Annotated in this window: 23 protein-coding genes and 1 pseudogene; 13 read left to right on the plus strand and 11 right to left on the minus strand. The window is 70.8% G+C overall.

Going from position 1 to position 24,579, the window contains the following annotated elements; all coding sequences use genetic code 11:
* Nucleotides 1-27 precede the first annotated feature (27 nt).
* Together ACIREE_RS10530 and ACIREE_RS10535 are read left to right on the plus strand one after the other, a co-directional pair.
* Nucleotides 28-1,005, plus strand: a complete 978-nt coding sequence (locus ACIREE_RS10530; protein WP_404149159.1) for an ATP-binding cassette domain-containing protein — start codon at nt 28-30, stop codon at nt 1,003-1,005.
* Complete coding sequence (locus ACIREE_RS10535) at nt 1,002-1,787, plus strand: ABC transporter permease (RefSeq protein WP_404149162.1); 786 nt, start codon at nt 1,002-1,004, stop codon at nt 1,785-1,787. The genes ACIREE_RS10530 and ACIREE_RS10535 overlap by 4 nt, the downstream gene beginning before the upstream one ends.
* Before the next feature lie 167 nt (nt 1,788-1,954).
* Here ACIREE_RS10535 and ACIREE_RS10540 read toward each other — a convergent pair whose 3' ends face one another.
* Both ACIREE_RS10540 and ACIREE_RS10545 read right to left on the minus strand, forming a co-directional pair.
* On the minus strand, nt 1,955-2,224 hold the full coding sequence (locus ACIREE_RS10540) for a hypothetical protein (RefSeq protein WP_404149164.1): 270 nt from the start codon (nt 2,222-2,224) through the stop codon (nt 1,955-1,957).
* Between the two features lie 126 nt (nt 2,225-2,350).
* Nucleotides 2,351-2,527: pseudogene (locus ACIREE_RS10545) on the minus strand (anti-sigma factor); the annotation flags it as partial.
* A 449-nt stretch (nt 2,528-2,976) separates the two neighbouring features.
* Between ACIREE_RS10545 and ACIREE_RS10550 the strand changes: the two are divergent.
* Nucleotides 2,977-4,578: a serine/threonine-protein kinase gene (locus ACIREE_RS10550; protein ID WP_404149413.1), complete on the plus strand. Its 1,602-nt coding sequence runs from the start codon at nt 2,977-2,979 to the stop codon at nt 4,576-4,578.
* Between the two features lie 29 nt (nt 4,579-4,607).
* Here ACIREE_RS10550 and ACIREE_RS10555 read toward each other — a convergent pair whose 3' ends face one another.
* A complete protein-coding gene (locus ACIREE_RS10555) occupies nt 4,608-5,417 on the minus strand; it encodes an SGNH/GDSL hydrolase family protein (protein ID WP_404149167.1) in 810 nt (269 codons plus the stop codon).
* Between the two features lie 425 nt (nt 5,418-5,842).
* Between ACIREE_RS10555 and ACIREE_RS10560 the strand changes: the two genes are divergently transcribed.
* From ACIREE_RS10560 to ACIREE_RS10580, 5 genes are all read left to right on the plus strand, one after another.
* Nucleotides 5,843-6,262, plus strand: coding sequence for a hypothetical protein (locus ACIREE_RS10560; protein WP_404149169.1), 420 nt, complete (start codon nt 5,843-5,845; stop codon nt 6,260-6,262).
* Nucleotides 6,263-6,673: 411 nt separating this feature from the next.
* Nucleotides 6,674-7,501 (plus strand): glycosyltransferase family 2 protein, encoded by an 828-nt coding sequence (locus tag ACIREE_RS10565; RefSeq protein WP_404149172.1) that lies wholly within the window; start codon nt 6,674-6,676, stop codon nt 7,499-7,501.
* Nucleotides 7,502-7,521: 20 nt separating this feature from the next.
* The gene (locus ACIREE_RS10570; RefSeq protein ID WP_404149416.1) at nt 7,522-8,586 is read left to right on the plus strand and encodes a glycosyltransferase; all 1,065 of its coding nucleotides are present in this window, start codon (nt 7,522-7,524) and stop codon (nt 8,584-8,586) included.
* On the plus strand, nt 8,583-9,407 hold the full coding sequence (locus ACIREE_RS10575) for a polysaccharide deacetylase family protein (protein WP_404149174.1): 825 nt from the start codon (nt 8,583-8,585) through the stop codon (nt 9,405-9,407). The genes ACIREE_RS10570 and ACIREE_RS10575 overlap by 4 nt, the downstream gene beginning before the upstream one ends.
* Nucleotides 9,400-13,425, plus strand: a complete 4,026-nt coding sequence (locus tag ACIREE_RS10580) for a lipopolysaccharide biosynthesis protein (RefSeq protein WP_404149176.1) — start codon at nt 9,400-9,402, stop codon at nt 13,423-13,425. The genes ACIREE_RS10575 and ACIREE_RS10580 overlap by 8 nt, the downstream gene beginning before the upstream one ends.
* Nucleotides 13,426-13,492: 67 nt before the next feature.
* Here the strand turns inward: ACIREE_RS10580 and ACIREE_RS10585 are convergent, their stop codons facing one another.
* Nucleotides 13,493-14,914 (minus strand): xylan 1,4-beta-xylosidase, encoded by a 1,422-nt coding sequence (locus tag ACIREE_RS10585; protein WP_404149179.1) that lies wholly within the window; start codon nt 14,912-14,914, stop codon nt 13,493-13,495.
* Between the two features lie 140 nt (nt 14,915-15,054).
* Here ACIREE_RS10585 and ACIREE_RS10590 point away from each other — a divergent pair, with 140 nt between their 5' ends.
* Nucleotides 15,055-16,149: a DUF5925 domain-containing protein gene (locus ACIREE_RS10590; protein WP_404149181.1), complete on the plus strand. Its 1,095-nt coding sequence runs from the start codon at nt 15,055-15,057 to the stop codon at nt 16,147-16,149.
* Nucleotides 16,150-16,155: 6 nt separating this feature from the next.
* Here the strand turns inward: ACIREE_RS10590 and ACIREE_RS10595 are convergent, their stop codons facing one another.
* Nucleotides 16,156-16,521, minus strand: a complete 366-nt coding sequence (locus tag ACIREE_RS10595) for a GntR family transcriptional regulator (protein ID WP_324768525.1) — start codon at nt 16,519-16,521, stop codon at nt 16,156-16,158.
* Between the two features lie 104 nt (nt 16,522-16,625).
* Here ACIREE_RS10595 and ACIREE_RS10600 point away from each other — a divergent pair, with 104 nt between their 5' ends.
* Complete coding sequence (locus ACIREE_RS10600) at nt 16,626-17,135, plus strand: DUF402 domain-containing protein (RefSeq protein ID WP_404149184.1); 510 nt, start codon at nt 16,626-16,628, stop codon at nt 17,133-17,135.
* Nucleotides 17,136-17,150: 15 nt separating this feature from the next.
* On the opposite strand, the gene ACIREE_RS10605 is transcribed toward ACIREE_RS10600, so the two are convergent.
* Entirely contained in the window at nt 17,151-17,753 is a 603-nt protein-coding gene (locus ACIREE_RS10605) for a class I SAM-dependent methyltransferase (RefSeq protein ID WP_404149186.1), read from the minus strand.
* Nucleotides 17,754-17,861: 108 nt separating this feature from the next.
* Between ACIREE_RS10605 and ACIREE_RS10610 the strand changes: the two genes are divergently transcribed.
* Nucleotides 17,862-17,999: a hypothetical protein gene (locus ACIREE_RS10610; protein ID WP_404149189.1), complete on the plus strand. Its 138-nt coding sequence runs from the start codon at nt 17,862-17,864 to the stop codon at nt 17,997-17,999.
* A gap of 9 nt (nt 18,000-18,008) precedes the next feature.
* On the opposite strand, the gene ACIREE_RS10615 is transcribed toward ACIREE_RS10610, so the two are convergent.
* Genes ACIREE_RS10615 through ACIREE_RS10630 form a run of 4 tightly spaced genes read right to left on the minus strand, consistent with a single transcriptional unit; the run spans nt 18,009 to nt 21,556 of the window.
* On the minus strand, nt 18,009-18,473 hold the full coding sequence (locus tag ACIREE_RS10615) for a GNAT family N-acetyltransferase (protein ID WP_404149192.1): 465 nt from the start codon (nt 18,471-18,473) through the stop codon (nt 18,009-18,011).
* Nucleotides 18,470-20,041, minus strand: a complete 1,572-nt coding sequence (locus ACIREE_RS10620) for a tripartite tricarboxylate transporter permease (RefSeq protein WP_404149195.1) — start codon at nt 20,039-20,041, stop codon at nt 18,470-18,472. The genes ACIREE_RS10615 and ACIREE_RS10620 overlap by 4 nt, the downstream gene beginning before the upstream one ends.
* Nucleotides 20,042-20,045: 4 nt before the next feature.
* Complete coding sequence (locus tag ACIREE_RS10625; protein WP_404149197.1) at nt 20,046-20,576, minus strand: tripartite tricarboxylate transporter TctB family protein; 531 nt, start codon at nt 20,574-20,576, stop codon at nt 20,046-20,048.
* Nucleotides 20,573-21,556, minus strand: a complete 984-nt coding sequence (locus ACIREE_RS10630; RefSeq protein WP_404149199.1) for a Bug family tripartite tricarboxylate transporter substrate binding protein — start codon at nt 21,554-21,556, stop codon at nt 20,573-20,575. The genes ACIREE_RS10625 and ACIREE_RS10630 overlap by 4 nt, the downstream gene beginning before the upstream one ends.
* Before the next feature lie 145 nt (nt 21,557-21,701).
* Between ACIREE_RS10630 and ACIREE_RS10635 the strand changes: the two genes are divergently transcribed.
* Nucleotides 21,702-22,391: a response regulator gene (locus tag ACIREE_RS10635; RefSeq protein ID WP_404149201.1), complete on the plus strand. Its 690-nt coding sequence runs from the start codon at nt 21,702-21,704 to the stop codon at nt 22,389-22,391.
* A gap of 201 nt (nt 22,392-22,592) precedes the next feature.
* Complete coding sequence (locus tag ACIREE_RS10640; protein WP_404149204.1) at nt 22,593-23,606, plus strand: lytic polysaccharide monooxygenase; 1,014 nt, start codon at nt 22,593-22,595, stop codon at nt 23,604-23,606.
* A gap of 75 nt (nt 23,607-23,681) precedes the next feature.
* Here ACIREE_RS10640 and ACIREE_RS10645 read toward each other — a convergent pair whose 3' ends face one another.
* A complete protein-coding gene (locus ACIREE_RS10645) occupies nt 23,682-24,557 on the minus strand; it encodes an esterase/lipase family protein (protein ID WP_404149207.1) in 876 nt (291 codons plus the stop codon).
* Nucleotides 24,558-24,579: the final 22 nt, after the last annotated feature.

Genomic DNA, 24,579 nt, shown 5'->3' on the forward strand with positions numbered 1-24,579 from the left:
GCGTACGTAGTGCGCTATGGTGACGCCATGACTTCTACGTACGCTGTACTTAGTGAAGGTCTGGAGAAGCGATTCGGCTCGGGCGCCAAGGCCGTGCACGCGGTGCGCGGTCTCGATCTGGCCGTACGCGAAGGCACCGTGTGCGGTCTGCTCGGGCCGAACGGGGCGGGCAAGACGACCGCGGTCCGGCTGCTCACCACACTGCTGCGGCCCGACGCCGGCACCGCGCGTGTCGCGGGGCACGACATCAGGAGCGCCCCGGACGCCGTCCGCCGGAGCATCGGCGTCACCGGGCAGTACGCGTCGGTCGACGGGGAGCTCACCGGCCGGGAGAACCTGCGACTGTTCGCCCGGCTGCTGCGCGCGCCGCGGTCCCGGGCCGACGAACTGATCGAGCGGTTCGCGCTCGCCGACGCCGCCGACCGGCCGGCGCGCACGTACTCCGGCGGGATGCGCCGCCGCCTCGATCTCGCGTCGAGCCTGATCACCCGGCCCGCCGTCCTCTTCCTCGACGAACCGACGACAGGCCTCGACCCGCACAGCAGGAACGCCATCTGGGAGGCGGTCCGCGAGCTGGCCCGCGCGGGCACGACCGTGGTGCTGACCACCCAGTACCTGGAGGAGGCCGATCAGCTCGCCGACGAGATCGTGCTGATCGACGAGGGCCGCGCCGCGCACTCGGGAACACCCGCCGAGCTCAAGGCGCGGATCGGTCACTACGCGGAGATCGTCGTCCCGGACGACGCGGGTGAGCAGGCACTGCACGCGGCCGCCGTGGTCCTCGACCAACTCACGGGCGCACGGCCCCGATTGGATCCGGAGCGGCGCACGGTCGGCGCGGTCGTCCTCGACCCGGCCGTCACGCTCCCCCGTGTCGTACGCGAACTCGACGCGTCCGGCGTCCCGTTGATGGACGCCACCCTGCGCCCGCCGACGCTGGACGAGGTGTTCCTGCGCCTCACCCGCACCCGCACCCACCAGGAGACCGAGGAGGTCGCCGCATGAGCACCGCGATCCTGTACGACGGCACGGCGATGCTGGGCCGCCACTTCCAGCGCATCAGGCACGCCCCGGCGATCCCGATCATGACGCAGACGATGCCGATCGTGTTCCTGCTCTTCTTCGGGTACGTCTTCGGCAGCGCCCTGGCCATGCCGGGCAGCGACTACCGGGCCTACCTCGTGCCCGGCATGCTGGTGGCGACGGCGGCCAACGGGATCATGACCGGGATGTTCACGTCGGCGCAGGACACGCACCGCGGCGTCATGGACCGCTTCCGTACGCTGCCGATGAGCCGGGCCGCCGTCCCGCTCGGGCAGGCCGTCGCCGATCTGGTGACGACCGCGGTCGGCCTCGTCCCGCTGATCCTCGTGGGGCTCGCGATGGGGTGGCGGATCGAGGGCGGGGTGCCGGGCGCCCTGGCCGCGTTCGGACTGCTGCTGCTCTTCCGGTTCGCGACGACATGGGTGGGCATCCTGCTCGGCCTGGTCTCACAGAGCGAGGAGGCAGCCGGCCAGTTGGGCGGCGCGACCTTCATGCTGCCGCTGCTGTCGAACGCGTACATCCCGACCGACGGCATGCCCGGCTGGGTGCGCACCCTCGCCGAGTGGAACCCGATCAGCGCCGTGTGCACGGCGGTACGCGACCTGTTCGGCAACGCACCGGTGCCGCACGGCGCCTCCTGGCCGGTGGCGCACCCGGTCGCCGGTTCGCTCGCCTGGTGCGCGGCCCTGCTCCTGCTGTGCGTGCCGCTCGCCGTCCGCCGCTACACGCGCGGCGAGAAGTGAGCGGCGCCCGGCCCAGTTGAGTACAAGGACGGAAAAGACCCGCATCCGAGTCCCCCGCCGGGGCGCCCGCCGCATGCCGTGGGGATGACGGTCGCGAAAAAGCGCAGCGGTACGCCGGTCGGCGCGGAGGTCGGATACGGGTCTGGACCCGGCTGGAGGGCGGCCTGTCAGCGGCCGCCGAACAACGTGCGGCGCAGTCGCCGCAGTGGTGCGAAGAGCGAGACCCGCCGCACCCGCGCGGCAAGGTCGCCGCGGTTGTGCGCGGTGTCACGCGCGGTGAGCTCACGCATCAGCGTCGTCGCCTCCGCCACCTCGCGCTGCGGGACGGCAGGGCCGCCCAGCACCGAAAGATGACGGTCAAGACGCGAACTGGTCGCGCTGCTCCCACACGTGATCGCAGGCACACGAGGCCTGCTGCGCACTGTTATCTGTTCCATGTCACTCCCCACCCATACGAGGGCACCCGGCCCGGGCAGGTTAACCCTATCGCCCCCGCGGGACACTCGTGTATCCCGGTCACGGGATTCACCTACCCCATAGGGAGGTTGACGACCCCTTACCGACTACTCTCCGAATCCGACTGATTCCAGGGCGAGTTGGACAAGCTGGGCAATTTTCGGCGCTTCAGAGCCGCCGTCCGGCCCGGCCGTAACAGCGAGTGAAGATGCGCTCGACGTCAAGCCGGTGGCCAGTAACGGCGTGTCGGGGCCCTGATCGGGCAGTACGCCGGGGGAACGCGGCGGCCGGGAGGCGAGCAGCACCGTGCTGGGGCGGTCCGCGCCGAGCCGGGCGCAGGGGTGGCGAGAACGTGGGCGATCTCACGTATCCCGCGCCGCCCTGGCGGAATCGCCCGCCCTGGCGGAATTCCGCACCAATCCGTCGCGCCCCCGGCCCCGAATGGGCGTCGAGAGGCTCGCGCGGGGCGGGCGCCGAGGGCACATCAGAGACAGGGGTGCGGACGCGATGACAGCAACTGCCGGGCGGCACCGGGAACTTCGCGCTCGGTTCGGCCTGTGTCGTCCTCGCGTTCGGCTGCGGACAGGTCTTCAAGTAGGTCTTCAAGGGGGCTGCAACAGCGCTCGGTTGAGCTACTTTTGTTCAGACTTGTCTTGCCGCGAATGGGGGCGCCGTGAGTGAGCGTGTGATCGCGGGGCGGTACCGCCTCTTCGAGCCGCTCGGCGAGGGCGGCATGGGCACCGTGTGGCGGGCGCGCGACGAGGTGCTCGGCCGTGAGGTGGCCGTCAAGGAGGTGCGGGCCCCGGCCGGGTTGCCGACGGCCGAGGTCGAGCGGATGTACGCGCGCCTCGAGCGCGAGGCGTGGGCCGCCGCCCGCGTCTCGCACCGCAATGTGGTGACGCTGTACGACGTCGCCACCGAGGACCATCGGCCGTGGATCGTCATGGAGCTGGTGCGCGGGGTCTCCCTCGCCGACCAACTGGACGCCGAGGGCCCCCTGCCCCCGCAGAGCGCCGCGCACATCGGCGCCGAGGTGCTGGCCGCGCTGCGCGCCGCGCACGAAGAGGGGGTGCTGCACCGTGACGTGAAGCCCGGGAACGTCCTGCTGTCGAACCAGGGCCGGGTCGTACTCACCGACTTCGGCATCGCCAGGGTCGAGGGCACCCAGGCCCTGACCATGACGGGCGAGATCATCGGCTCGCCCGAATACCTCGCCCCCGAGCGGGCGTTGGGGCGTACCCCGGGCCCGGAGTCCGACCTGTGGTCCCTCGGGGTGCTGCTGTACGCGACCGTGGAGGGGCATTCGCCGTTCCGGCAGGACACCCCGCTGAGCACGCTCCGGGCGGTCGTCGACGAGGAGCTGCCGCCGCCGCGCCGGGCGGGCGCGCTCGCGCCGGTCATCGAGGGACTGCTGCGCAAGGATCCGGTCGAGCGGACGAGTGCGGAGGACACCGAGCGCGATCTGCGGATCGTGGCCGCGGGCGGGAGCTTGCACGGACACCCCGCGCAGGGGTCGCCGGCCGCCGCCCCGCCGATCGTGACGTCACGGCGGCAGCCGGCCGTGCCCACCCCGCCCGTTCCGGTCGCGCTCCCGGCCGGCGCCGGTCCTGCGGTCGACCTGACCACGGTCGTCGCCGACGACGCCAGCCAGCGCGCCGCACGCCGTGCCTCGCTCGCCCTCCTCGCCGGCATCGTCGTCCTGCTGCTCGCCATCGGTGGCCTGACGTACGCGCTGATCAACCAGAACGACAGCGGCGGCGACGGTGGTTCCGGATCCGACGGCGGTTCGAATGGCGGCAGCGCGGGTGGCGGCTCCGCGGGAGGCAAGGGCTCGGGCGGAGGGAAGGCCAACGGCGTTTCCGGCGGCAGCAGTTCGAGCAGCGCCGATGGTTCGAGCGGGGGCGGTTCGAACGGGGGCGGTTCGAACAGCGGCGGGCACACCACCTCACCGGCCCAGTCCGTGCGGGTCGGCGTGAGCGCCGTGCGCGGCAGTTACTCCGGGGCGTGCCCGGCGCCCGCGGCCCAGGCCCCCGCGTTCAGGGCGACGATCACCGTGGGGCGCGTCCCGGCCGAGGTCGAGTACCGCTGGGTCACGGAGAGCGGGGAGGCGTCCGACCCGGGCTGGAAGACCCTGAGCTTCGGCTCGGGCGGCGCGCGCAGCCGTTCGGTCGACACCACCCAGACGGCGTACGAGGAGGGCGGGACCCTGCACAACCGGATCGGCGTCGAGGTGCGCGCACCGGTCGCCGTCACCTCCGACTACGTGTCCTATTCGGTCACGTGCGAGGTGGTGACCCCGTCGACCGGAGCCACCACCGGTTCGCCCTCCTATTAGGAAACAGGCCCGGGAATCGGGCGGGACTGTCAGGCCGCGGACGTGAACACGGGCAGGTAGCCGCCCGACTGTCCGGCGGCGGTCGGGTGGTACGACTCGCCGATGTTCGTCCAGTTCACGCTGTGCAGCCAGGCGGAGCCGGAGCAGATCTCGTGTCCGCTGAATCTGGTGGTCACGTCACCGAAGGTGAAGCCGTGGTCGGCGGCGCGCTTGGCGGTGGTGGAGTTGAGCAGGTCGGCGGCCGAGTTGATGGCCGACCGCTCGTTCTCGGACAGGCCCGCGAGGCAGGAGCCGCCGAGTTTGTAGAAGCGGGGGTAGCCGACCACCACCACGTGGGCGGCGGGTGCCTTCGCGGTGATCGCCGAGTACACCTTGTCGAGGTTGCCGGGCAGAGTCGATGTGACGTACGCGCGCGCCGTGTTGATGCGGTTGAGGCACGTGGACTCGGAGTTCAGCACGCAGGTCGTCATGACGTCGGAGAACCCGGCGTCGTTGCCTCCGATGCTGATCGAGACGAGGCCGGTGCCCGAGCCGAGCGGGCCGAGCTGACCGGAGAGGACATCACCTGTCTTGGCGCCCGAACACGCGGTGAAGTTGAAGCTGGAGGGTGCGTGGGCGGCCGCCCACAGAGCGGGATACGCCTTGGTGGAGCGCTTGCAGTCGCCGCTGCCACTGTCGTAGCTGCCGGACCCGACCCCCGAGGAGTACGAGTCACCGAGTGCCACATAGCCGGTGGCCGCGGCGCTGTCGGCCGCCTGGGCCGCGCTCGCCCCGAGTAGGGCGGCCGCGGCTGCGAAGAGGAACGAGGTCACGTATGCCGTAAGTCGGAAACGTCTCATGGAACCTCCCTTAGCAGGATTTCTGCCACAACTGTGGTACCACGCCACACAGTTACCGGGAAGTACCTTTGACGGAGATTCGTTTGTCGTTCAATTGCAGGTACATGTCACGACCGTCATGGTGGTGACATACCCGCAACTCGCGTGAGCTACGCCCGTAGATGCCGGAGTCCGCCGACCGGACCGGGAGCGGAACGCCGGTGGCCACGCCGCACGTCGGGGGCGCGACCGTCGCCGATCGGGCCGCTCGAGACGGTCCAGTGATCAACTGAACGTTCGTCAATTGAAGTCAGACGTAAGGGAGTTCCCCGGAGGCATCCGACGCCTCCGGGGAACTCCGCACATACATCCGCATCTTGACGCGGCCCCCGCCGCTGCGCGACATTGAAGCCCGGCATCCGGCGCGTCGGGGGGCAAAGTCGCCAATGCAGACCATCGGTATCAAGCAACCGTCATCGGACGGCTCGGGGGACGGACCAGGGGGCGGCGCGGTCGACTCACCACCGGGCAGAGACGCACTGTACCTGCTGTCGGGAGCGGGCGTCGTCGCGGGGGGCGCGGGCCTTGTTCTCGTCCTCTCGGGCGCCGATTCGCCACTGCGCGGGCCGCTCGCGCTCTTCTTCCTGCTCGCCGCGCCCAGCGCCGCGTTCGCCGCGGCGCTGCGCGGCTTCGACCCGTGGGCGCGATGCCTCGTCTCCGCCGCCGGCGCGATCGCCGTGGTGATGCTGGTGGCCCAGGGCATGCTCGCCACCCATCACTGGTCGATCGACGGCGGGGTGATCGCCGTGGGGGCGTTGAGCGCCGTGGCCTTTCTGCTCCAGTGGAGTGCCCGTTTCCGTAAATGAATGGGCAAAACCCGCTAGAGGGACAGCAGTTCATGCAAGGGTCAAAACAACAAAAACGTGAGGCCACGTTCCAGGTCTTGCCATACAGTCTCAATCATCAATACCGTCATACATCCACCCGCATCGGTCCATCACGCAATGCGATCTAGGGGAGGGCTCAAGATCGCGACGGACCGGGGCGGGGCGCGGTAGGGGGGTACCGTGCTCGGTGAACCGCTCATTTCAGCTGTGTGGGTCGCCGAGTCGCGTGCCGCGCGACCGGTCCAACCAACCGGTGTGTTCTGCCAACTCACCCGGCCTGTACGGAGATCCATTCCGTCATGTCCGTAAGTGAGAACCCCCCTTTCGAACCGGATATCCAGCCGGACCACCCGGGGGCGGGCGGTCCACCGGACGAGAGGGACCAGACCCATGAGCAGTTCCGTTGTGCGACCGGTGATTCCCGATGGGGCCACGCCGGCGCGAATACCCGCCCAGTACCGGGCGATCTCCACGCACCTGGCCATCGCGCCACGGGTCAGCGTGGTCATTCCCGCCATGAATGAGGCGGAAAACCTTCCGTATGTATTCAAGACATTGCCGGAATGGATCCACGAAGTCGTTCTCGTGGACGGGAATTCCACCGACAACACCGTCGAGGTCGCCCGCGACCTGTGGCCCGAGGTCGTCGTCGTGCCGCAGAGCGGAAAGGGCAAGGGGGACGCCCTGATCACCGGCTTCGAGGCGTGCTCGGGCGACATCATCGTGATGGTCGACGCGGACGGCTCGGCCGACGGCGAGGAGATCGTCTCCTACGTCTCCGCCCTGGTCTCCGGCGCCGACTTCGCCAAGGGCTCGCGCTTCGCCAACGGCGGCGGCACGGACGACATGACGCCGATCCGCAAGCTCGGCAACTGGGCACTGTGCTCGGTCGTCAACGCCAAGTTCGGCGCCCGCTACACCGACCTCTGCTACGGGTACAACGCGTTCTGGCGGCACTGCCTCGACCAGATCGACCTCGACTGCACGGGCTTCGAGGTGGAGACCCTGATGAACATCCGGGTCGTCAAGGCGGGCCTGCGGGTCCAGGAGATCCCGAGCCACGAGTACCTGCGGATCCACGGCGCGAGCAACCTGCGCGCGGTGCGGGACGGGCTGCGCGTCCTCAAGGTCATCCTGAAGGAGCGCTCCAACCGGCGGGCCCTTCGCACCAGGACGGCGACGGCCCGGCTCAACGCACTGCGAGGAGACGGGTCTTGACGGGGCGTCATGCCATGCGGATGACGGCCTCGGTCGTCATCTGTGCGTACACCGAGGACCGCTGGGCCGACATCATCGCCGCCGTCGACTCGGTACGGGCGCAGTCGTACCCGGCCCTGGAGACGCTGCTCGTCGTCGACCACAACGCCGCGCTGCTCGACCGTCTCGGCAAGGAGTACAAGGAGACGGCCGGTGTCCGGGTGCTGGCGAACGCGGGGCCGCGCGGCCTGTCCGCCGGACGCAACACGGGCATCGCCGCCTCGGCCGGCGAGATCATCGCGTTCCTCGACGACGACGCGGTCGCGGAGCGGGACTGGCTGCGGCACTTCGCCGACGGGTACACCGACCCGCGGGTGATGGCGGTCGGCGGGCGCACCGAGCCGATCTGGGCGTCGGGGCGCCGGCCCGTCTGGTTCCCCGCGGAGTTCGACTGGGTCGTGGGCTGCACCTACAAGGGGCTGCCGGCCGGCAAGGTCCGGGTGCGCAACGTGCTGGGCGGCAACGCCTCGTTCCGGCGTACCGCCTTCGACGCGGCGGGCGGCTTCGCCACGGGCATCGGACGGGACGGCGACAAGCGCCCGCTGGGCTGCGAGGAGACGGAGCTGTGCATCCGCCTCGGTCGCGCAAGACCGGACGCGGTGTTGCTGATCGACGACCGGGCCGTGATCCATCACCGGGTCCCGGCCGGCCGGGAGCGGTTCGCCTATTTCCGCACGCGCACCTATGCGGAAGGCCTGTCGAAGGCTCTGGTGGCCCGCAGTGTCGGTGCGGGCAAGGGGCTGGAGTCCGAGCGCGCGTACACCACCCGGGTGCTGCCGGCCGGGGTGGCGCGCGGGGTCCGGGACTTCGCGCTCGCCCGGCCGGGCGGCGCGGGCCGGGCCGGGGCCATCGTGGCCGGAGTGGCCACGGCGGCCGGTGGGTACGTCCTCGGAAGTCTCCGGGCCCGCAGGGCAGGTGCGACGTTCTCCGTGGTGCCGATCGGCCCGGACCCAGAGGGGGCGGCGGGGACGGCGGGGGCTGCGGGGGCTGCGGGGGCTGCGGGGCCCACGGAAACGGGGACGACGGAAGCGGAGGCGGCGGCATGAGTGTGCAGGCGCGGATGCCGGACGGCGCGGCCGTCCCGATCCTCATGTACCACGCCGTCGCCCACGAGCCGAACCTCGCCACCCGCGGACTGTCCGTATCGCCCGGCCAGTTCGCGGAGCAGATGGAGCTCCTCGCCGATCACCGGTGCACCCCGCTGACCACCGCGGGACTCGCCGCGATCTGGCGGGGCGGCGGCCGGGCACTCCCCGACCGGCCCGTCCTGATCACCTTCGACGACGGGTACGAGGGCGTGCACCGGCACGCCCTGCCCGTCCTCGCCAAGTACGGCTTCGCCTCGACCCTGTTCGTCTCGACGGGGTGGCTGCGGGGCGCGTACGACACCGGGGGCGGCCTCGACACGATGCTCGACTGGGAGCAGGTGCGGGCGCTGGCCGCACAGGGCGTGGAGATCGGCGGACACAGTCATACGCATCCGCAGCTCGACCAACTGGCCGATGAGTACCTGGAGTTCGAGCTGCGGCACTGCAAGGAGATCGTCGACGGGGAGCTGGGTGCGACGCCCGTCTCCTTCGCCTACCCCTACGGTCACTCCGACCGCAGGGTGCGGCAGGCGGTGCGCGCGGCCGGTTTCGCCCAGGCGCTCGCCGTCGGGAACGGTCTCGCACGACGCGGCCAGGGCCCCTACGCCCTGCGGCGCGTCACCGTGCGCCGGTCCACAGGAACCGCCGAGTTCGAGCAGCTGATCGAGGGCCGCGCGATCGGCCGCAATTTCGCCGGGGACCGCGCCCTCACCAAGGGGTACGCCCTGGTGCGCAGAGCCCGACAGGCCCGCCGGAAGGCGATCCGTACCCGTGTCTGACACGACGACGGCGGCCCAGGCCGCACCACCTACGCAGGCGACCGAGCCGCAGGCGCCGCCCGGCCGCAGACTGAGGCTGCCCGGCATGGGCCGCGCCAAGAAGGGCAGCGAGGACGGCATGGGGTCGGGCGGTGACAACCAGCTCTTCCGCAACGCCTATGCGCTGATGCTGAACACGGGCATCTCCGGCGTCCTGGGTGTCGGCTACTGGCTGGCCGCCGCGCATTACTACTCGGCGGACTCGGTCGGCCAGGGCTCCGCGGCCATCGCGGCGATGAAGTTCCTCGCGGGCATCACCGCGGTGACGCTGACCGGCGCCCTGGCCCGATACATCCCGATCGCGGGGCGCGCCACCGGGCGCTTCATCTTCCGTACGTACGCGGGAAGTTCGGTCGCCGTCGCGCTGGCGGCGGGCGTCTTCCTGCTGACGCTCGACGTGTGGGGGCCCTCGTACCGCTTCCTGCACGGACCGCTGCCCGGAATCGGCTTCATCCTGGCCGTCATCGCCTGGTCGCTGCTCACGCTCCAGGACGGCGTGCTCACCGGGTTGCGCAACGCACTGTGGGTGCCGGTCGGCAACACCGTCTTCTCCACGGTGAAGCTGGGGCTGCTCGTCGCGTTCGCCGCGGCCGTACCGACGGCCGGTGTCTTCGTGTCGTGGGTCGCGGCGATCGCGTTCTCCGTGGTGCCGCTCGGCCTGCTCGTCTTCCGACGGCTCGTGCCACGGGCCGTCGCGGCCACCGACGACAGGACGAACCCGCCGACGATGCGCGAGATGGGCCGCTTCCTGGCGGGCGACTACACGGGTTCGCTGTTCTCGCTCGCCGTCGTCTATCTCGTGCCGGTGCTCATCGCCTCGCAGGTCAGCTCCGCCGACAACGCGTACTTCTACATCACCACCACGATCGGCGGCACGGTCAATCTGCTGGCCATCAACATGGGCGCCTCCCTGACCGTGGAGAGCTCGCACGATCCCTCGCAGCTCGCCGCGAACACCCGGGCCGCGCTGCGCCGGATGGCCCGCATCATGATCCCGGTCTGCGGACTGCTCTTCCTTCTCGCGCCGTACGTGCTGCGCGTGTTCGGGCAGGACTACGCGGACGCGGCCACGCCGCTGCTGCGCTGGTTCGCGGTCGGCGCGGCCCTGCGCGTGATCATGGAGACGTACTTCGCGGTGCTGCGGGCGCAGAGCCGCACGTCGGGTCTCGCCTGGCTGCAGGGCCTGCTCTGCGTCCTGGTCCTCGGTCTGACGCTGCTGCTCCTGCCCCGGATGGGGCTGACGGGGGCGGGCGTCGCCGAGGTCTCCGCGCTCACCGTGATCGTGTCGATCGCCGCGCCGAAGCTGTGGCGCGTCGTGCGCGTCGCCCAGCGGACGGAGTTCGTCGAGGACGCGGCGCCCGACGGCGACCTCGCCGACCTGGGCACGCCGAAGGTGACGGCGGCCGCGCAGGAGAAGGGCCCCAAGTGGGCGCTGCGCGACGCGATGGACTCCGACACGCTGCATCTCGCGGTGCAGCTCAATCTGGACCATCAGGAGTGGCGCCCGGACGTCAGGCCCGGCCCGGTCACCCCGACGCGCGGCACGCACCACGAGCCGACTTGGGCGGTCAAGTCCCCGCGCGCAGGCCGTCGTTCGACCCCCGCGGAAGACGCGGAGCCCGCAGAGCGCGTAGAGCCCGTAGATCCCGTAGAGCCGGTAAGGGAAACACCCTCGGCCTCGCAGGCATCGAGCGGCGGGCACACGGAGAGCGGTTCCGGAGCGCCCGGCGCCCGCGAGACGGTCGATCTGCCGAGGGGGCGGAGCACCCGGGGCCTCGGTGCGAACGAGAGCTTGAACGAGACCGGAAACGAGACCGCGGACGGTGGCGTCGACGGGCCCGTCACGACGGAGGAACCGACGGCGCCCGCGCCCGGCCTCCCCGCTGAGCCGGCCCGACCAGTCGAGTCATCCGCACCCTCGGTACCCTCCGGCCCGGCCGGGCCGGGCCGGCGCGCCGGCCGGCTGACCCCGGCCGTCGTCGTCCTGACGCTGCTGCTCGTCGCGGCGCTCGGCCTGTACTGGGGCCCGGTCCTCGGCATGAGCGACGCGGACCTGGACGGGATGGGCGGGCTCGGCCTGATCTCGGTCCTGCCCCCCGTGACGCTGCTCGGCGCCGCGTTGCTCGTCGGCGTCTTCGCGTCCCTGCTCTGGCTCGAACGCCCCAACAAGTGGCTCCTGTTGCTCACGCTGCTCGCCACGGTCGTGTCCCTGCACGCGCTGCCCGCCGTCCTCGAGACGGAGCCGCGGTTCGCGACGGCCTGGCAGCACCTGGGCTTCATGGAGTACATCGACCGCACGGGCTCCGCGGTCCCCGATCTGGACGCCCGCTGGAGCTGGCCGGGCTTCTTCGCGGCGGCCGCGTTCCTGGCGAAGGCCTGCGGCGTCAGCGATCTCACCGAGGTCATCCGCTGGTGGCCGATGACCATCCAACTCCTCTATCTGGCCCCGATGTTCCTGCTGCTGCGCTCGGTGCGGGCGAGCTGGCGGGCCAAGTGGACCGGCCTGTGGATCTTCGTCCTGAGCGGCTGGGTGGGCCAGGACTACTTCTCGCCGCAGGGCTTCACGTACCTCCTCTACCTGGTGTTCGTGGCGATCCTGCTGGTCTGGTTCCGGGCGCCGCGCGCGCTGTGGACCAAGCGGCGGCCGGGCGAGCTGGAGGTCGAGCCGACGGACCGCCGCCAGCGCGCGGTGCTCCTCGGCGTCCTCATCGCCCTGTTCGCGGCGACGGTCCCGGCGCACCAGCTCACCCCGTTCGTGATGCTGGGCGTCCTCGCGGTGCTGGTCCTGGTGGGCCGCTCCGAACTGCGCGGCCTGCCCCTGCTGTTCGGCGTCATCGTCGTCGTCTGGCTCGGCTTCCTCGCGGAGCCGTACTGGTCGGGGCACTTCAACGAACTGTTCGGCGGCGTCGGCGGCGTCGGCGGCAACGTCACCTCCTCGGTCTCCGGCCGTATCCAGGGCGGCAGTTCGACCCACAAGCTCGTGCTGTACGCGCGGGTGCTGCTCGCGGGCGGCGTGCTGGCGTTCGCCTGCTACGGCTGGTGGCGGCGGCGCGAGTGGAAGTACCGCGAACGCTCGCTCGTCGTGCTGACCTTCGTGCCGTTCCTGGGCTTCGGCATGCAGTCGTACGGGGGTGAAATGGCGCTGCGGGTCTTCATGTTCGCCCTCCCGGGCGCCGCGCTCCTGGCCGGCCTCGCGCTGTTCCCGCGCACGGGTGCGACCACGAAGGAGCGGGACCGGGACCGGGTCAGTCTCGCCCCGCTGGCCGCGCTGATCGCGGGTCTGCTGCTCATGGGCGGCTTCCTGGTGGCCCGTTGGGGTAACGAACCGTTCGAGCGGACCCTGCCCGGCGAGGTCGCGGCAATGGACTACGTCTACGCGCACGACGATCCGACGGTCCGGCTGCTGTGGATGAGCGACGACGTCGTCGACAATGTGACACCGTCGCTGCCGTGGGGCGCCCGTGACATGGAGAAGGTCCAGTACGTGCCGACGCTCGCGCCCGTCGACCCGGTCCTGGTCGGTGGCCTGGTGAAGGCGCTCAAGGACGCGGGACCGAACTCGTATCTGATGATCAACAAGAGTCAGGTCGTCTACCTCCAGCTGGACGTCGGCTACGCGAAGACCTGGCCGACCCGGCTCGTCCGGAATCTGGACAACCGGCAGGAGTTGAAGAAGGTCTACGTCAACGAGGACGTGACCATGTACCGGCTGCGCAAGGAGCCGGCCGGTGCGGTCGAGAAGGCGGCGCCGGGCCCGGTCGGCCCGCAGATCACCTGGACGCCGTGGTCGGTGGTGGGCGCCCTCGCGGCGATCGCCCTGATCGTGCTGCTGACCACGCGCGAAGTGGTGCGGGTGGCGGTGCGTCCGAGCATGCGGCAGCTGCGCTGGCTGCAGTCCACGTTCTGGTTCTCGCTGCCCCTGCTCGCGGTGGTCGTGGCCTCGCTGATCCAGCGGTTCATCACGATGGGTCTGCACTAGAGACAGAGACGACGGCCGAGTCCGAGTCCGAGTGGAGAGCGTCCCGTCCGTGCGCGGCGGGGGCGCTCTACCGCCGCAGCCACTTCACCTCGTACCCCTGCATCTGGAACCGCTTGCCGTCGATCTTGGCGCTGATGGCCCGGTTCAGGGTGTTCACCACCAGGACCGTCTTGTCGTCGGCGAGGACCCGCACATTGGGCTTGTCGTCCGCGGCGATGTCCACGCGCCGGAACGCCGTCCCGGGGCCGAACTCCTCGTTGAACCGGGCCACCAGGCCGTACATCGGAAGCGCGCTGCCCCCGGAGTCCCGGTCCGTGGGGCGCCACAGGCACCCGGCGCACGAACTGCCCTTCTGCGTCTCGGGGTTCCAGTAGAACCCGGACGTGGTGCCACCCTTCGCCATGGCCATCATGCCGGCCGCCTGGACGGCGACGCGGTGCGGTTCGCTCCAGCCCTTGCGGTTGTCGTTGCGGTCCGCGGGCTCCACGTAGTACTCGGCCCACCACAGGGGCAGGTCCCCGGTCTGTTTCTCGACCCAGCTGCTGACGTCGGTGAACTTGTCGGTGGCCGTGAACTCGTCGGGCAGCAGCTCGTCGTCGTTCGTGTAACTGGAGCCGTCGACGACGACGAAGTCGGCGCCCGCCTTGTTCTTGTTCCAGTAGTCGAAGGCGTCGACGATCCGCTGGTCAAGGCGCCCCCAGGGACCCTTGACGGCATCGGACGTGCCCTCGGTCTGCTTCGGGTCGAGGCTGTCCATGACGAGGTAGGGCCCGCCGACCATGATGTTCTTGTCGACCTTTTTCAGCGCCTTGTAGACGAGGTTGTAGAGCTTCGTGTAGCCCTCGTAGTCCCAGCGGGCCTGCCCGTCGTTCCAGAAGCCCTTCAGCTCGTTCCACACGATGAAGTGGCGTACGTCGGGGTAGCGCTTGGCGGTCGTGGCGGCGAGGTTCGCGAAGTCCTGGTAATGCTCGGGGTCGGGCGCCTTCTCCAGGTTCGCCTGGCTCCAGTTCGTGTTCTTGGCACCTGCCTTGCCGCCCTTCATCCAGTCGGGGGCACAGCACAAGGTCACCACGGGAGTGCCGCTCGACTTACGGATGAACTCGATCCGGCGGTCCATGTCGGCGAAGGCGTAACGCCCCTTCAGCGGCTCGGGGTTGTCCGCCCCCCAGCCCATGAGCGCCTCGGTCTGCGGCATCGGGCGCGCGCCGAGCAGCTTCTCGGCGCGCTCGGCCGCCACGTCGGAACCCTCGTCCGCGGAGTGCTCGGTGTGCGTGAAACCCCAGCCGACCTCCGGCCCCGGCGCCTTCGACGGAATCACCGGCGTGCCGTACACCTTGTCGCCGTCGGGCGTAGTCCCCGCAATGTCGACCTTGTTGTCATGAAGGGTGCCGATCACCGTCAGCACCAGAGCCAAAGTGGCCACTCCCACGCCGAACAGAGCGGTGATCCGCCACCGCCGTGCCCCCGAATTCCACCCATGACATCCCATCAAGGGCAAGTTTATCGAGCCCCGTTGACCGTGGCACGGCTTCCGTTGCCACAGGATCGTCACAGGGTTCCCCACGGGACGCATGAGGCGTACTGCGGAAATCCCGTGCGGGCGACACGTTCGTGCCGGATCATGGCGGCATGTCTGCGAACCCGTTCGACGCACTTCCGGTCCGCCTGGGCGTCGACGACAGCGACTCGCCCGCCGATGTCGTCGACGCGTTGTTCCTGGGCCGCTTCGCCACGGGCGAGCAGCCGCACTCACGGGCGGTGAACATCGACCGGGTCCGCTCCGGTGCCACGCTGCTGCCGCCGGACGCCCGCGTGCTGCGCTCCGCACAGGACGACGACCGCAGCGCGACGCTCGCCGACGGCGAGGGGTGGACGCTGCTCGTCTCCCGGTGGAACCGGGGTGCGGACGTCACGGTGACGGCGACGACGCCCGAGCTCGCGGAGAAGGTGCTCGGTCAGGCGACGGACGGCGCGGCCGATGAGCCGGAACCACAGCCGGAGAACGTGACGATGGGGTTCTGGTACGTGTCGCCGCGGCGCGGCCCGCACCGTACGACGCGACAGATCTCGGCCGGCACCTGGGGCGAGGTCAGGGCCAACTACACGGAGCCCGTCGCCGAGGCGATGGACCAGCTGATGAAGACGCGGCCCGAGGACATCGCGGGCCGGCTGCTGTTGCTGCACGGCCCGCCGGGCACCGGCAAGACATCGGCGCTGCGCACGCTGGCCCGCTCCTGGCGGGACTGGTGCCAGGTCGACTGTGTGCTCGACCCCGAGCGGCTCTTCTCCGACGTCGGCTACCTGATGGACATCGCGATCGGCGAGGACGACGGGACGGCCAACGGTCGCTGGCGGCTGCTGCTCCTGGAGGACTGCGACGAGCTGATCCGCGGCGAGGCCAAGCACACGGCGGGCCAGGCGCTCTCCCGTCTGCTGAACCTGACGGACGGCCTGCTCGGCCAGGGCCGCAACGTCCTGGTGGGGGTGACCACCAACGAGGACCTGGAGCGCCTGCACCCCGCCGTGGTCCGCCCCGGCCGCTGCATGGCCAGGATCGAGGTGGGCCCGCTGACCCGCCGCGAGGCGACGGAGTGGCTCGGCACGGAAGAGGGCATCGGCCGCGAGGGCGCGACGCTGGCCGAGCTGTACGCGCTGCGCCGGGGCATCTCCCCGACCTCGGTGCCGGACCAGCGGGGCGGCACCGACGCGGGGATGTATCTGTAGCGGGTGCTATGAGTACGCGGCGCGCACGGCATCCCGCGCCGCGGCCAGCGCCGCCTCCTCGGAGAGCCCGAGCCGCCGGACCCGCTCGGCGAAGGCCTGCGCCGCGAGGGACGCCTCCCGGTCCGCGGCGTCCCCGGCGGCGGCGATCAGCGTGCCGTTGCGCCCGCGCGTCTCGATCACCCCGTCCGCCTCCAGGGCCCGGTACGCCTTGGCCACGGTGTTCGCGGCGAGCCCGAGCTCCTCGGCGAGGCCGCGCACGGTCGGGAGCCGGTAGCCGACGGGCAGCGCCCCGGCCCTGGCCTGCTCGGAGATCTGGGCCCGCACCTGCTCGTAGGGGGCGGCGCTGTCGTCAATGCGGATCTTCAGGGTCACGCGCCCGATTGTCCCGCAGCACCCTTTGTTCCGCAGCGCCGGTCGGCTCTCGGCACCGGTAAAGGAGAGGCGCCCAGCCGTGGGCGGCACGTAGCGTACGGCTCATGACCAGGCCCACCATGTCCGCACCCACGACCGAGCTGGTGCAGGTACGGCTCGTCAAGGCGGGCCGCACGAAGATCGGTTACCCGGCACGGTTGCTCTCCGACGACGGCACGCACGTCACCGTGCGCGCCGACTGGGCGGGCGAGGGCGTGCGCGACTTCGGCTTCGTGCGCTTCGAGCCCGGCGACGTGTTCACGGAGCACTACTGGCGCGACCGCTGGTACGCGATCAAGGAGGTCAGGTCGGGCGACGGCACGCTCAAGGGGTGGTACTGCGACATCACACGCCCCGCGGTCCGCGACGTCGGCGGCGATATCGTCTCCGTGGACCTGGACCTCGACCTGTGGGTGTCCGCCGACGGCACACAGGTGATCCGCCTGGACGAGGACGAGTTCGCGCAGAGCGGCCTGGCCGGGCAGGACCCGGCCGCCGCCGAGGCGGCGACACGGGCCCTGGACGAGCTCGAACTCCTCGCCCGTAGCGGGAAGTTCACCGCGCTGCTGCGCTGAGCTGCCGCCCGCCGGTCAGCGTCCCGTCGCGATCACCGCGTACCGCTCGTCGCGCACCTCCTTGCCCCACAGGCGTGAGTCGGCCGACAGTTCCTCGTGCCGCACGTCGTCGGCGAGCTCCCGCAGCAGGCCGATCAGCCGGGTCGCCGGTATGCCGGCGGGACTCACCTCTCCCCACACCCCCTCGATCAGCACGAGCCGCCCACCGGGCCGCAGCAGCGTCACCCAGTGCCGCAGGGCGGCCGCCGGGGCGGGCAGTGCCCACAGCACATGCCGGACGAGAACCACGTCGTACGAGGCTGCGGGTACCGGTGGCGACGCCGCGTCCCCTACCAGGAACTCCGCGTCATGACCGGCCAGCTTCCGGCGGGCCCGCTCCACCATGTTCGGCGCGAAGTCCACACCGGTCACACGGTGTCCCCGCTCGGCCGCGAGGAGCGACACGGAACCCGTGCCGCAGCCGAGGTCCAGCACGTCGCCGGGGATCTCGGGAAGCCAGTCCGCGCAGCGCTCCGCCCAGGCGGCGCGGACCTCGGGGTCCCGCATGCCGTGGTCGGGTTCCTCGTCGAAATCGGCCGCCGCCGCGTCCCATTCGGTGCTTCTCGGTGAGTGCGTCATCCCCACATCGTGACAACCGCCACTGACAATTGCGCTTCGATGAGCAACGGGCCGGGAACAGGTCTACAACGGCAGCACGTTGGAACGCGTGTAGGTACAGGAGGCACCATGCGCCGAGTGACCATGCACAAGCCCACCGGAGCGAGCACCATCACGCGCCGGCTGCGGGAAGAGGCGACCGAAACGGCGCGCGAGCGCCCGGAGGTCCGTAAGGATGTACGCAAGACGTGGTGGCCCGACGAGTAGGCGGGACGGTCACATGCGAGCTAGACGTTTGCGGTAGTGGATGCGGTCGTAGGGGCCGTCGGCCCGGCGCTCCACGACGTCGTATCCGTACCGCGGATAGAGCTTCTGGTTCTCCACCATCAACGCGTTGGTGTAGAGCCGCACTTCGGGCAGCCCGAGGGCGCGTGCGTGCTCGTCGACGAAGGTGAGCAGGACGCGGCCCACCCCCTGCCCGTGGGCGTCGGGGTGGACCGCGATGCTGTCGAGGAAGAGGTGGTCCCTGCGCGCCTCGACGACGACCAGGCCGATCACCTGCGGGTTCCCTGTGACGTGCACCAGGCCGGCGGCCACGTTCGCCGCGTGGTCGGCCTCCATGGGCTGGGGGACGACGCCGATGCGGGCGATGTAGGGGTGGTACGCCGCGTCGGTGACGGCTTTGACGGCCGGCACGTCGGCGGCGGTGGCGCGGCGGATCGCATGGGGTTCGCTGCTCATGCCGCCTTGTCTACGTCACTTCCCCTCCCCCGCACCACCAGCTTCTTCACCAGCGTCTTCGCCAGTGGCCAGGCCACGATGAGCAGGACGAGCGCGTACACCGTCACGGAGAACGGCGTGTCCACGAGGCCGCTGACGCTCCCGTCGCTGATCTGCAGGGCGCGGCGCAGTTGTTGTTCCGCGTTCGGGCCGAGGATGACGCCGATGACGGCGGGCAGGACGGGCAGTCCGTAGCGGCGCATGCCGAAGCCGATGAGACCGATGACGAGGAGGATGACGAGGTCGAGGGACTCGCCGCCGACCGCGTACGCGCCGACCGCCGCGAAGAAGAGGATCCCGGCGTAGAGGTAGGGGCGCGGGATGCGCAGCAGCTTCGCCCAGACGGGGGCGAGGGGCAGGTTGAGGGCCAGGAGCAGCACCATTCCCACGAAGAGGGATGCGATCAGGCCCCAGACCAGGTCCGGTTCGCGTTCGAAGAGGAGCGGTCCCGGCTGGATGCCGTACTGCTGGAACGCGGCCAGCATGACGGCGGCGACGGCTGTCGTCGGCAGGCCGAGCGTGAGCATGGAGACCAGGGTGCCGGCCGCCGACGCCGAGGACGCGGACTCGGGGCCCGCGACGCCTTCGATGGCGCCCTTGCCCCATTCGTCCTTGTGCTTGGAGAGGCGCTTTTCGGTGACGTAGGAGAGGAACGTGGGGATTTCGGCGCCGCCCGCGGGGATCGCGCCGAACGGGAAGCCGATGAGCGGGCCGCGCAGCCAGGACTTCCAGGTGCGCCGCAGATCCGCCTTGCCGAGCCAGGGGCGGCCGACGGGGATGACCCGCCCGTCTCCCGCCGCCGCCCCTGCAACGAGGCGCTTCGCGCCGCCCCTCTCATTGCTCGTGCGGCGCAGGTGCGCGGCGACCCACAGGGCTTCGCCGATGGCGAAGAGACCGACCGCGACGATGACGACGTCGACGCCGTCGGCGAGCTGCAACGAGCCGAAGGTGAGCCGCTGTTGGCCGGTCATCTGGTCAAGGCCGACCAGGCCGATGGTGAGCCCGATGAGCAGCGAGGCGAGGCCGCGTACGCGCGAGGAGCCGAGCACGGACGTCACGGCGATGAACGCGAGGACCATGATGGCGAAGTAGTCGGGTGCGCCGATGTCGACGGCGAGCGCGGCGACCTTGGGCGCGAGCGCGACGAGCAGGATGGTGCCGATCATGCCGCCGGCGAAGTGCCCGATGGCGGCGGCCGCGAGGGCTTGTGCCCCGCGTCCGGCCTTCGCCATGGGGTTGCCCTCCATGGCGGCGACGACGGCGGCGCTCTCCCCCGGGGTGTTGAGCAGGATGGAGGTCGTCGAGCCGCCGAACATGGCGCCGTAGTAGATGCCGGCGAACATGATGAACGCGCCGGTGGGTTCGAGTCCGTACGTCACCGGGAGCAGCAGCGCGACCGCCATGGCGGGGCCGATGCCGGGCAGCACGCCGATGGCCGTGCCGAGCAGGACGCCGATCGCGGCCCAGAGGAGGTTGATGGGGGTGAGGGCGGTACCGAAGCCGTCCATGAGGGAGTTGAGGGCGTTCATCGCGTCACAGCGCTCCCATCAGGGGGCCGCCCGGCAGGGGGACGCCGAGCAGGTTGTTGAAGACGGCGTAGGTGAGCAGGGAGAGACCGGCGGCGATCAGCGGGTCGCGCTGGAGGTGCCGGCTGCCGAGTGCGTACGCGGCGCCCCAGAAGAGCAGCGCGCCCGCGATCGGGAAGCCCAGCGGCTCGATGAGCACGGCGGTGGCGAGGAAGACCCCGGCGAGGAGCAGGACCGTGCGCCAGTCGGCGGGTTCGGACAGGTCGATGTCCTCGCCGCCCTCGGCCTCGCCGCGGCCGCCGCGCAGTACGTCGACGGCGAGCAGGACGGCGACGACGAGCAGGCCGATGCCGACGACGACCGGCACCGTCCTGGGGCCGACGGGTCCGCGCTGGGTGAGGTCGGCGTCCATGGTGAGCGCGTCGGTGAGGACGAGCGCGCCGAGCGCCGACAGGAGGACGCAGACGCCGAGTTCGGAGTGGTCGCGCAGCCAGGCGCGCCGTGACCCGCGCGTCTCGCGGGGTTCGGTGAGGGTCACAGCCCCAGCTCCTTCAGTACGGACACCACGTTCTTGTCCTGGGCGGCGAGGAAGGTCCCGAAGTCGTCGCCGACGAGGAACGCGTCGTCCCAGCCGTTCTTCTTCAGGGACTGCTTCCATTCCTGCGACGCGTGCAACTTCCGTACCAGGGACGTGAGTTTGGATCGTTGGGTGTCGGAGAGGCCGGGCGGGGCGACGATGCCGCGCCAGTTGGTGAAGTCGACGTCGTAGCCGGATTCCTTGAGCGTGGGCCCGTCGAGGCCGGGGACGCGCTCGGGTCCCGTGACGGCGAGGAGGCGCAGTTCGCCGCTCTTGATCTGGTCGAGGTATTCGCCGACGCCGGAGACGCCGAAGGCGACCTTGTTGCCGAGGATGGAGGCGAGGAGTTCGCCGCCGCCGTCGAAGGGGATGTAGTTGACCTTCTTGGGGGCGATGCCTGCGGCCCGTGCCATCAGCATCGGGGCGAGGTGGTCGGGGCCGCCGGGTGACGAGCCGCCGCCGACGGGCAGTTTGCCCGGGTCCTTCTTCCAGGCGTCGACGAGTTGCCCGATGTCCTTGTACGGGGAGTTCTTGGCGACCACGACGACGTCCGCCTCTTCGGTGAGGCGGGCGATGGGTGTGGTGTCGGCGAGCGTCTTCGGCGCGTGGTTGGAGCGGGCAGCGCCGACGACGCCGAGGCCCATGGACATCGCGAGCTTGCCGTTGCCGTGTTCGCCGACGAGCCGGGTCAGGCCGACGGTGCCGCCGGCGCCCGGCAGGTTGAACACCTCGATGTTGTGGGTGAGGCCGGCGTCCTCGGCGTTCTTGGCGGCGGTGCGCGCGGTGATGTCGTAGCCGCCGCCGGGTGTGTTGGGGACCATGAGGCGCAGGCCGGGGATCTGCGTGCCGGTGTCGGCGCCGCTGCCCGTGGTGAGCAGCGGCGGCCCCACCAGGACGAGGACCGCGGCCCCGAGCAGGGCGAGGGGTGTGCGCAGGCGCACGGGTGCCACCACCTGTCGAGAGACGAGTTGCGCGGGACGGGACGTTGTGAGGTGGCCCACATGTTGCCCATGCGCTGCCGGGCTGTCTGCCTTCCGCAGCTAAGGAACGTTGTGGTCCTTGTGGTCGCGCACCTACCCTGCGCCAGTGACAAAGGTGCTGGTCGTGGACGACGACTTCATGGTCGCCAAGCTGCACAGCCGGTACGTGTCCGCGCTGGACGGATTCGTGGTGGCCGGGGTGGCGCACAGCGGCGCGGAGGCGTTGCGCGCCGCCGAGGCGGTACGTCCCGATCTGGTGCTCCTCGACGTGTATCTGCCGGACATGGACGGCATCGACGTGCTGCGGGAGCTGCGGGCGGCGGAGGAGCGGGACCCTTCGCGTGCGCCGGTGGACGCGCTCTTCATCACGGCGGCGCGGGACGCGCGGATCGTGCGGGCGGCGTTGCGCGCCGGGGCGCTGCATTACCTCATCAAGCCGTTCGACCGGGCCGCTCTGCAGGAGCAGTTGCGGCACGTGGCGGCGGTGCGGGCGCGGCTCGACGGCCTCGACGAGGCGCGTCAGGAGGATGTCGACCAGATCTTCGGGACGCGTCCGCCGGGCTCACGGGAGCTCCCGAAGGGGCTTGCCGCGCACACCGCGGACCTGGTGGAGCGCACCCTGCGCGCCCACCCGGAGGGCTTGTCGGCCACGGAATGCGCTGTGGAGGCGGGCTCCTTGTCCCGGGTGAGCGCCCGCCGGTATCTGGAGTTCTTCGCCGTCACGGGCCGGGCGCGGGTGTCGCTGCGCTACGGGGGCACGGGGCGGCCCGAGCGCCGGTACCGGTGGACTGCCTGAGCCGGTCCGGGCCCGGACCTGGCCCAGTCTGAGCCCTGTCTGAGCCCGGCCTTAAGTGCGCCATAAAGATCCACTCAGGGGCGCCTGAAGGGCTGATCCGCGCGATTTCCGGGGCTAACTTCGTTGTCAGCGGGGTCCGTTCGGCGCAGCAGCGAACGGCGCCTCCCCCCACCCCTGTGCCGCCGATCAAGGAGTTCCCCCATGTCCGCACGCCGCCGCAAGGTCGCCGCCCTCGCCGCCACCGGCGTCGTCCCGCTCGCTCTGACCGCCCTGTCCGCCACGCCGGCGGCCGCGCACGGCACGCTCGGCGACCCGGCCAGCCGGGTCGCGGCCTGCTACGCCGAGGGGGCCGAGAACCCCACGTCGGCGGCGTGCAAGGCGGCGGTCGCCGCGGGCGGTTCGCAGGCCCTGTACGACTGGAACGGCATCCGGGACGGCGAGGCCGGCGGCAAGTCCCAGGAGCGCATCCCGGACGGCAAGCTGTGCTCGGCGAACTCCGACGAGTTCAAGGGCCTGGACCTGGCCCGCGCCGACTGGCCCGCGACGAAGGTCTCGGCGGGTTCGTACACCTTCAAGTACAAGGTGACCGCCCAGCACAAGGGCACCTTCAACCTCTACATGACGAAGCAGAGCTACGACGCCTCCAAGCCGCTGGCCTGGTCCGACCTGGATCTGCAGAACCCGGTCGCGACGAGCACGGACCCGACGGCCGACGGCGGCTTCTACACGTTCTCCGGCAAGCTGCCCGAGCGCACGGGCCGCCAGCTGATCTACGGCATCTGGCAGCGGTCGGACAGCCCGGAGGCGTTCTACTCCTGCTCGGACGTGGCGTACGACGGCAGTGGCTCGACCACCTCGGGCTCGGCTCCGGCGGCGTCCGCGCCGTCCGACGACCAGATCGCGCAGGACGCCGACAAGTCGACGGTCGACCACAGCGGCATGGACATGAGCGGCGACGACACCGCGACGCACGAGGCCCACGACTCGGCGTCCCCGGCGGCGGGTGCCGCGGCCGGTGACGACGCCGGTACGGGCGGCGGTTCGGGCGAGCAGCTCGCCGCGCAGGGCACCACGGAGAACCTCGCCGAGACCGGCGGCGACTCCACCACTCCGTACATCGCGATGGGCGGCGCGGCGGCCCTTGCGGTCGGCGCCGCGGGCCTGTTCGCCTCGGTGCGCCGCCGCGCGGTGACGGGCGGCCGGCACACCCGCTGACCCGCCCTCCAATACGGGGCCGCCGTCTCCCTGACCTGCGGGAGGCGGCGGCCCTCAACTGTGGCTGCGAAAAAGTCAGTTGATGCAGTCGGTCCTGGTGGCGTGCGCGGGGTCGAGGGCGTTCGCGACCTCGTGGTAGGCGACGAGGTCGACGGTGCCGATCGTCACGTGCTCGGAGAGGTCGACGGCACAGAGGTCCTGGACCACGACGTTGCGCACGTCGGGCCCGTCGAGGAACTGGGTCCGGTAGGGGGTGACAACCTCGTCGTACTTGGTGGCGATGACGGTGTAGCGGACTCCGGGCACGGTGTCGCCGCCCGCGTTGAGCTTCTTGATGAAGTCCGATCCGGCGATCTGGTCGGCGAGGCCGGGCGTGGCGAGGGTCAACAGCGGCTCCACGCCCGGGAAGTAGGGGAGCAGCTTGGTCAGGCCGCTCAGGGTGGTGCCGTGGTTGTCGGGCGCGATCCCGACGAGCGCGTTCACCTCGGCGGCGCCACCCAGGAATTTCAGGTAGTACCGCGGCATCATGCCGCCCTGCGAGTGCCCGACGAGGTCGACCTTGGCGACGCCGGTGGCCCCGCGCACCTTGTCGACGAAGGTGTTCAGCTGCTCGGCGGATTTCGCGATCGGCCCGAGCCCGTTGAAGAGGGGCACCCCGGGCAGTTGCCCGTAGTCGAGCGAGAAGACGCAGTAGCCGCGCTTGACCAGGTAGGGCGCGAGGACGAGCCAGTTGTCGACGGAGTTGCCGAACGTGCCGTGGACGAGGACGACGGGCCGCGGATGTGCGGCCGACGGCTTGCAGGAGTAGTTGTTCCAGCCGCTGCTGGGCGCGGCGGCCGCGTGCGCGGCGGTGAGGGGCGTGGCGGTGGCGGCGAACAGTGCGGCGGCGACGGTCACGGCGCGCAGCGCCCGCCTCCATCTGTTCTTGGGCAGCAGGTATGTGGGCAGCATCGTGAATCTCCTTGCGGCTCAG

The sequence above is a fragment of the Streptomyces sp. NPDC102467 genome (assembly GCF_044765445.1).
Classification (GTDB): domain Bacteria; phylum Actinomycetota; class Actinomycetes; order Streptomycetales; family Streptomycetaceae; genus Streptomyces.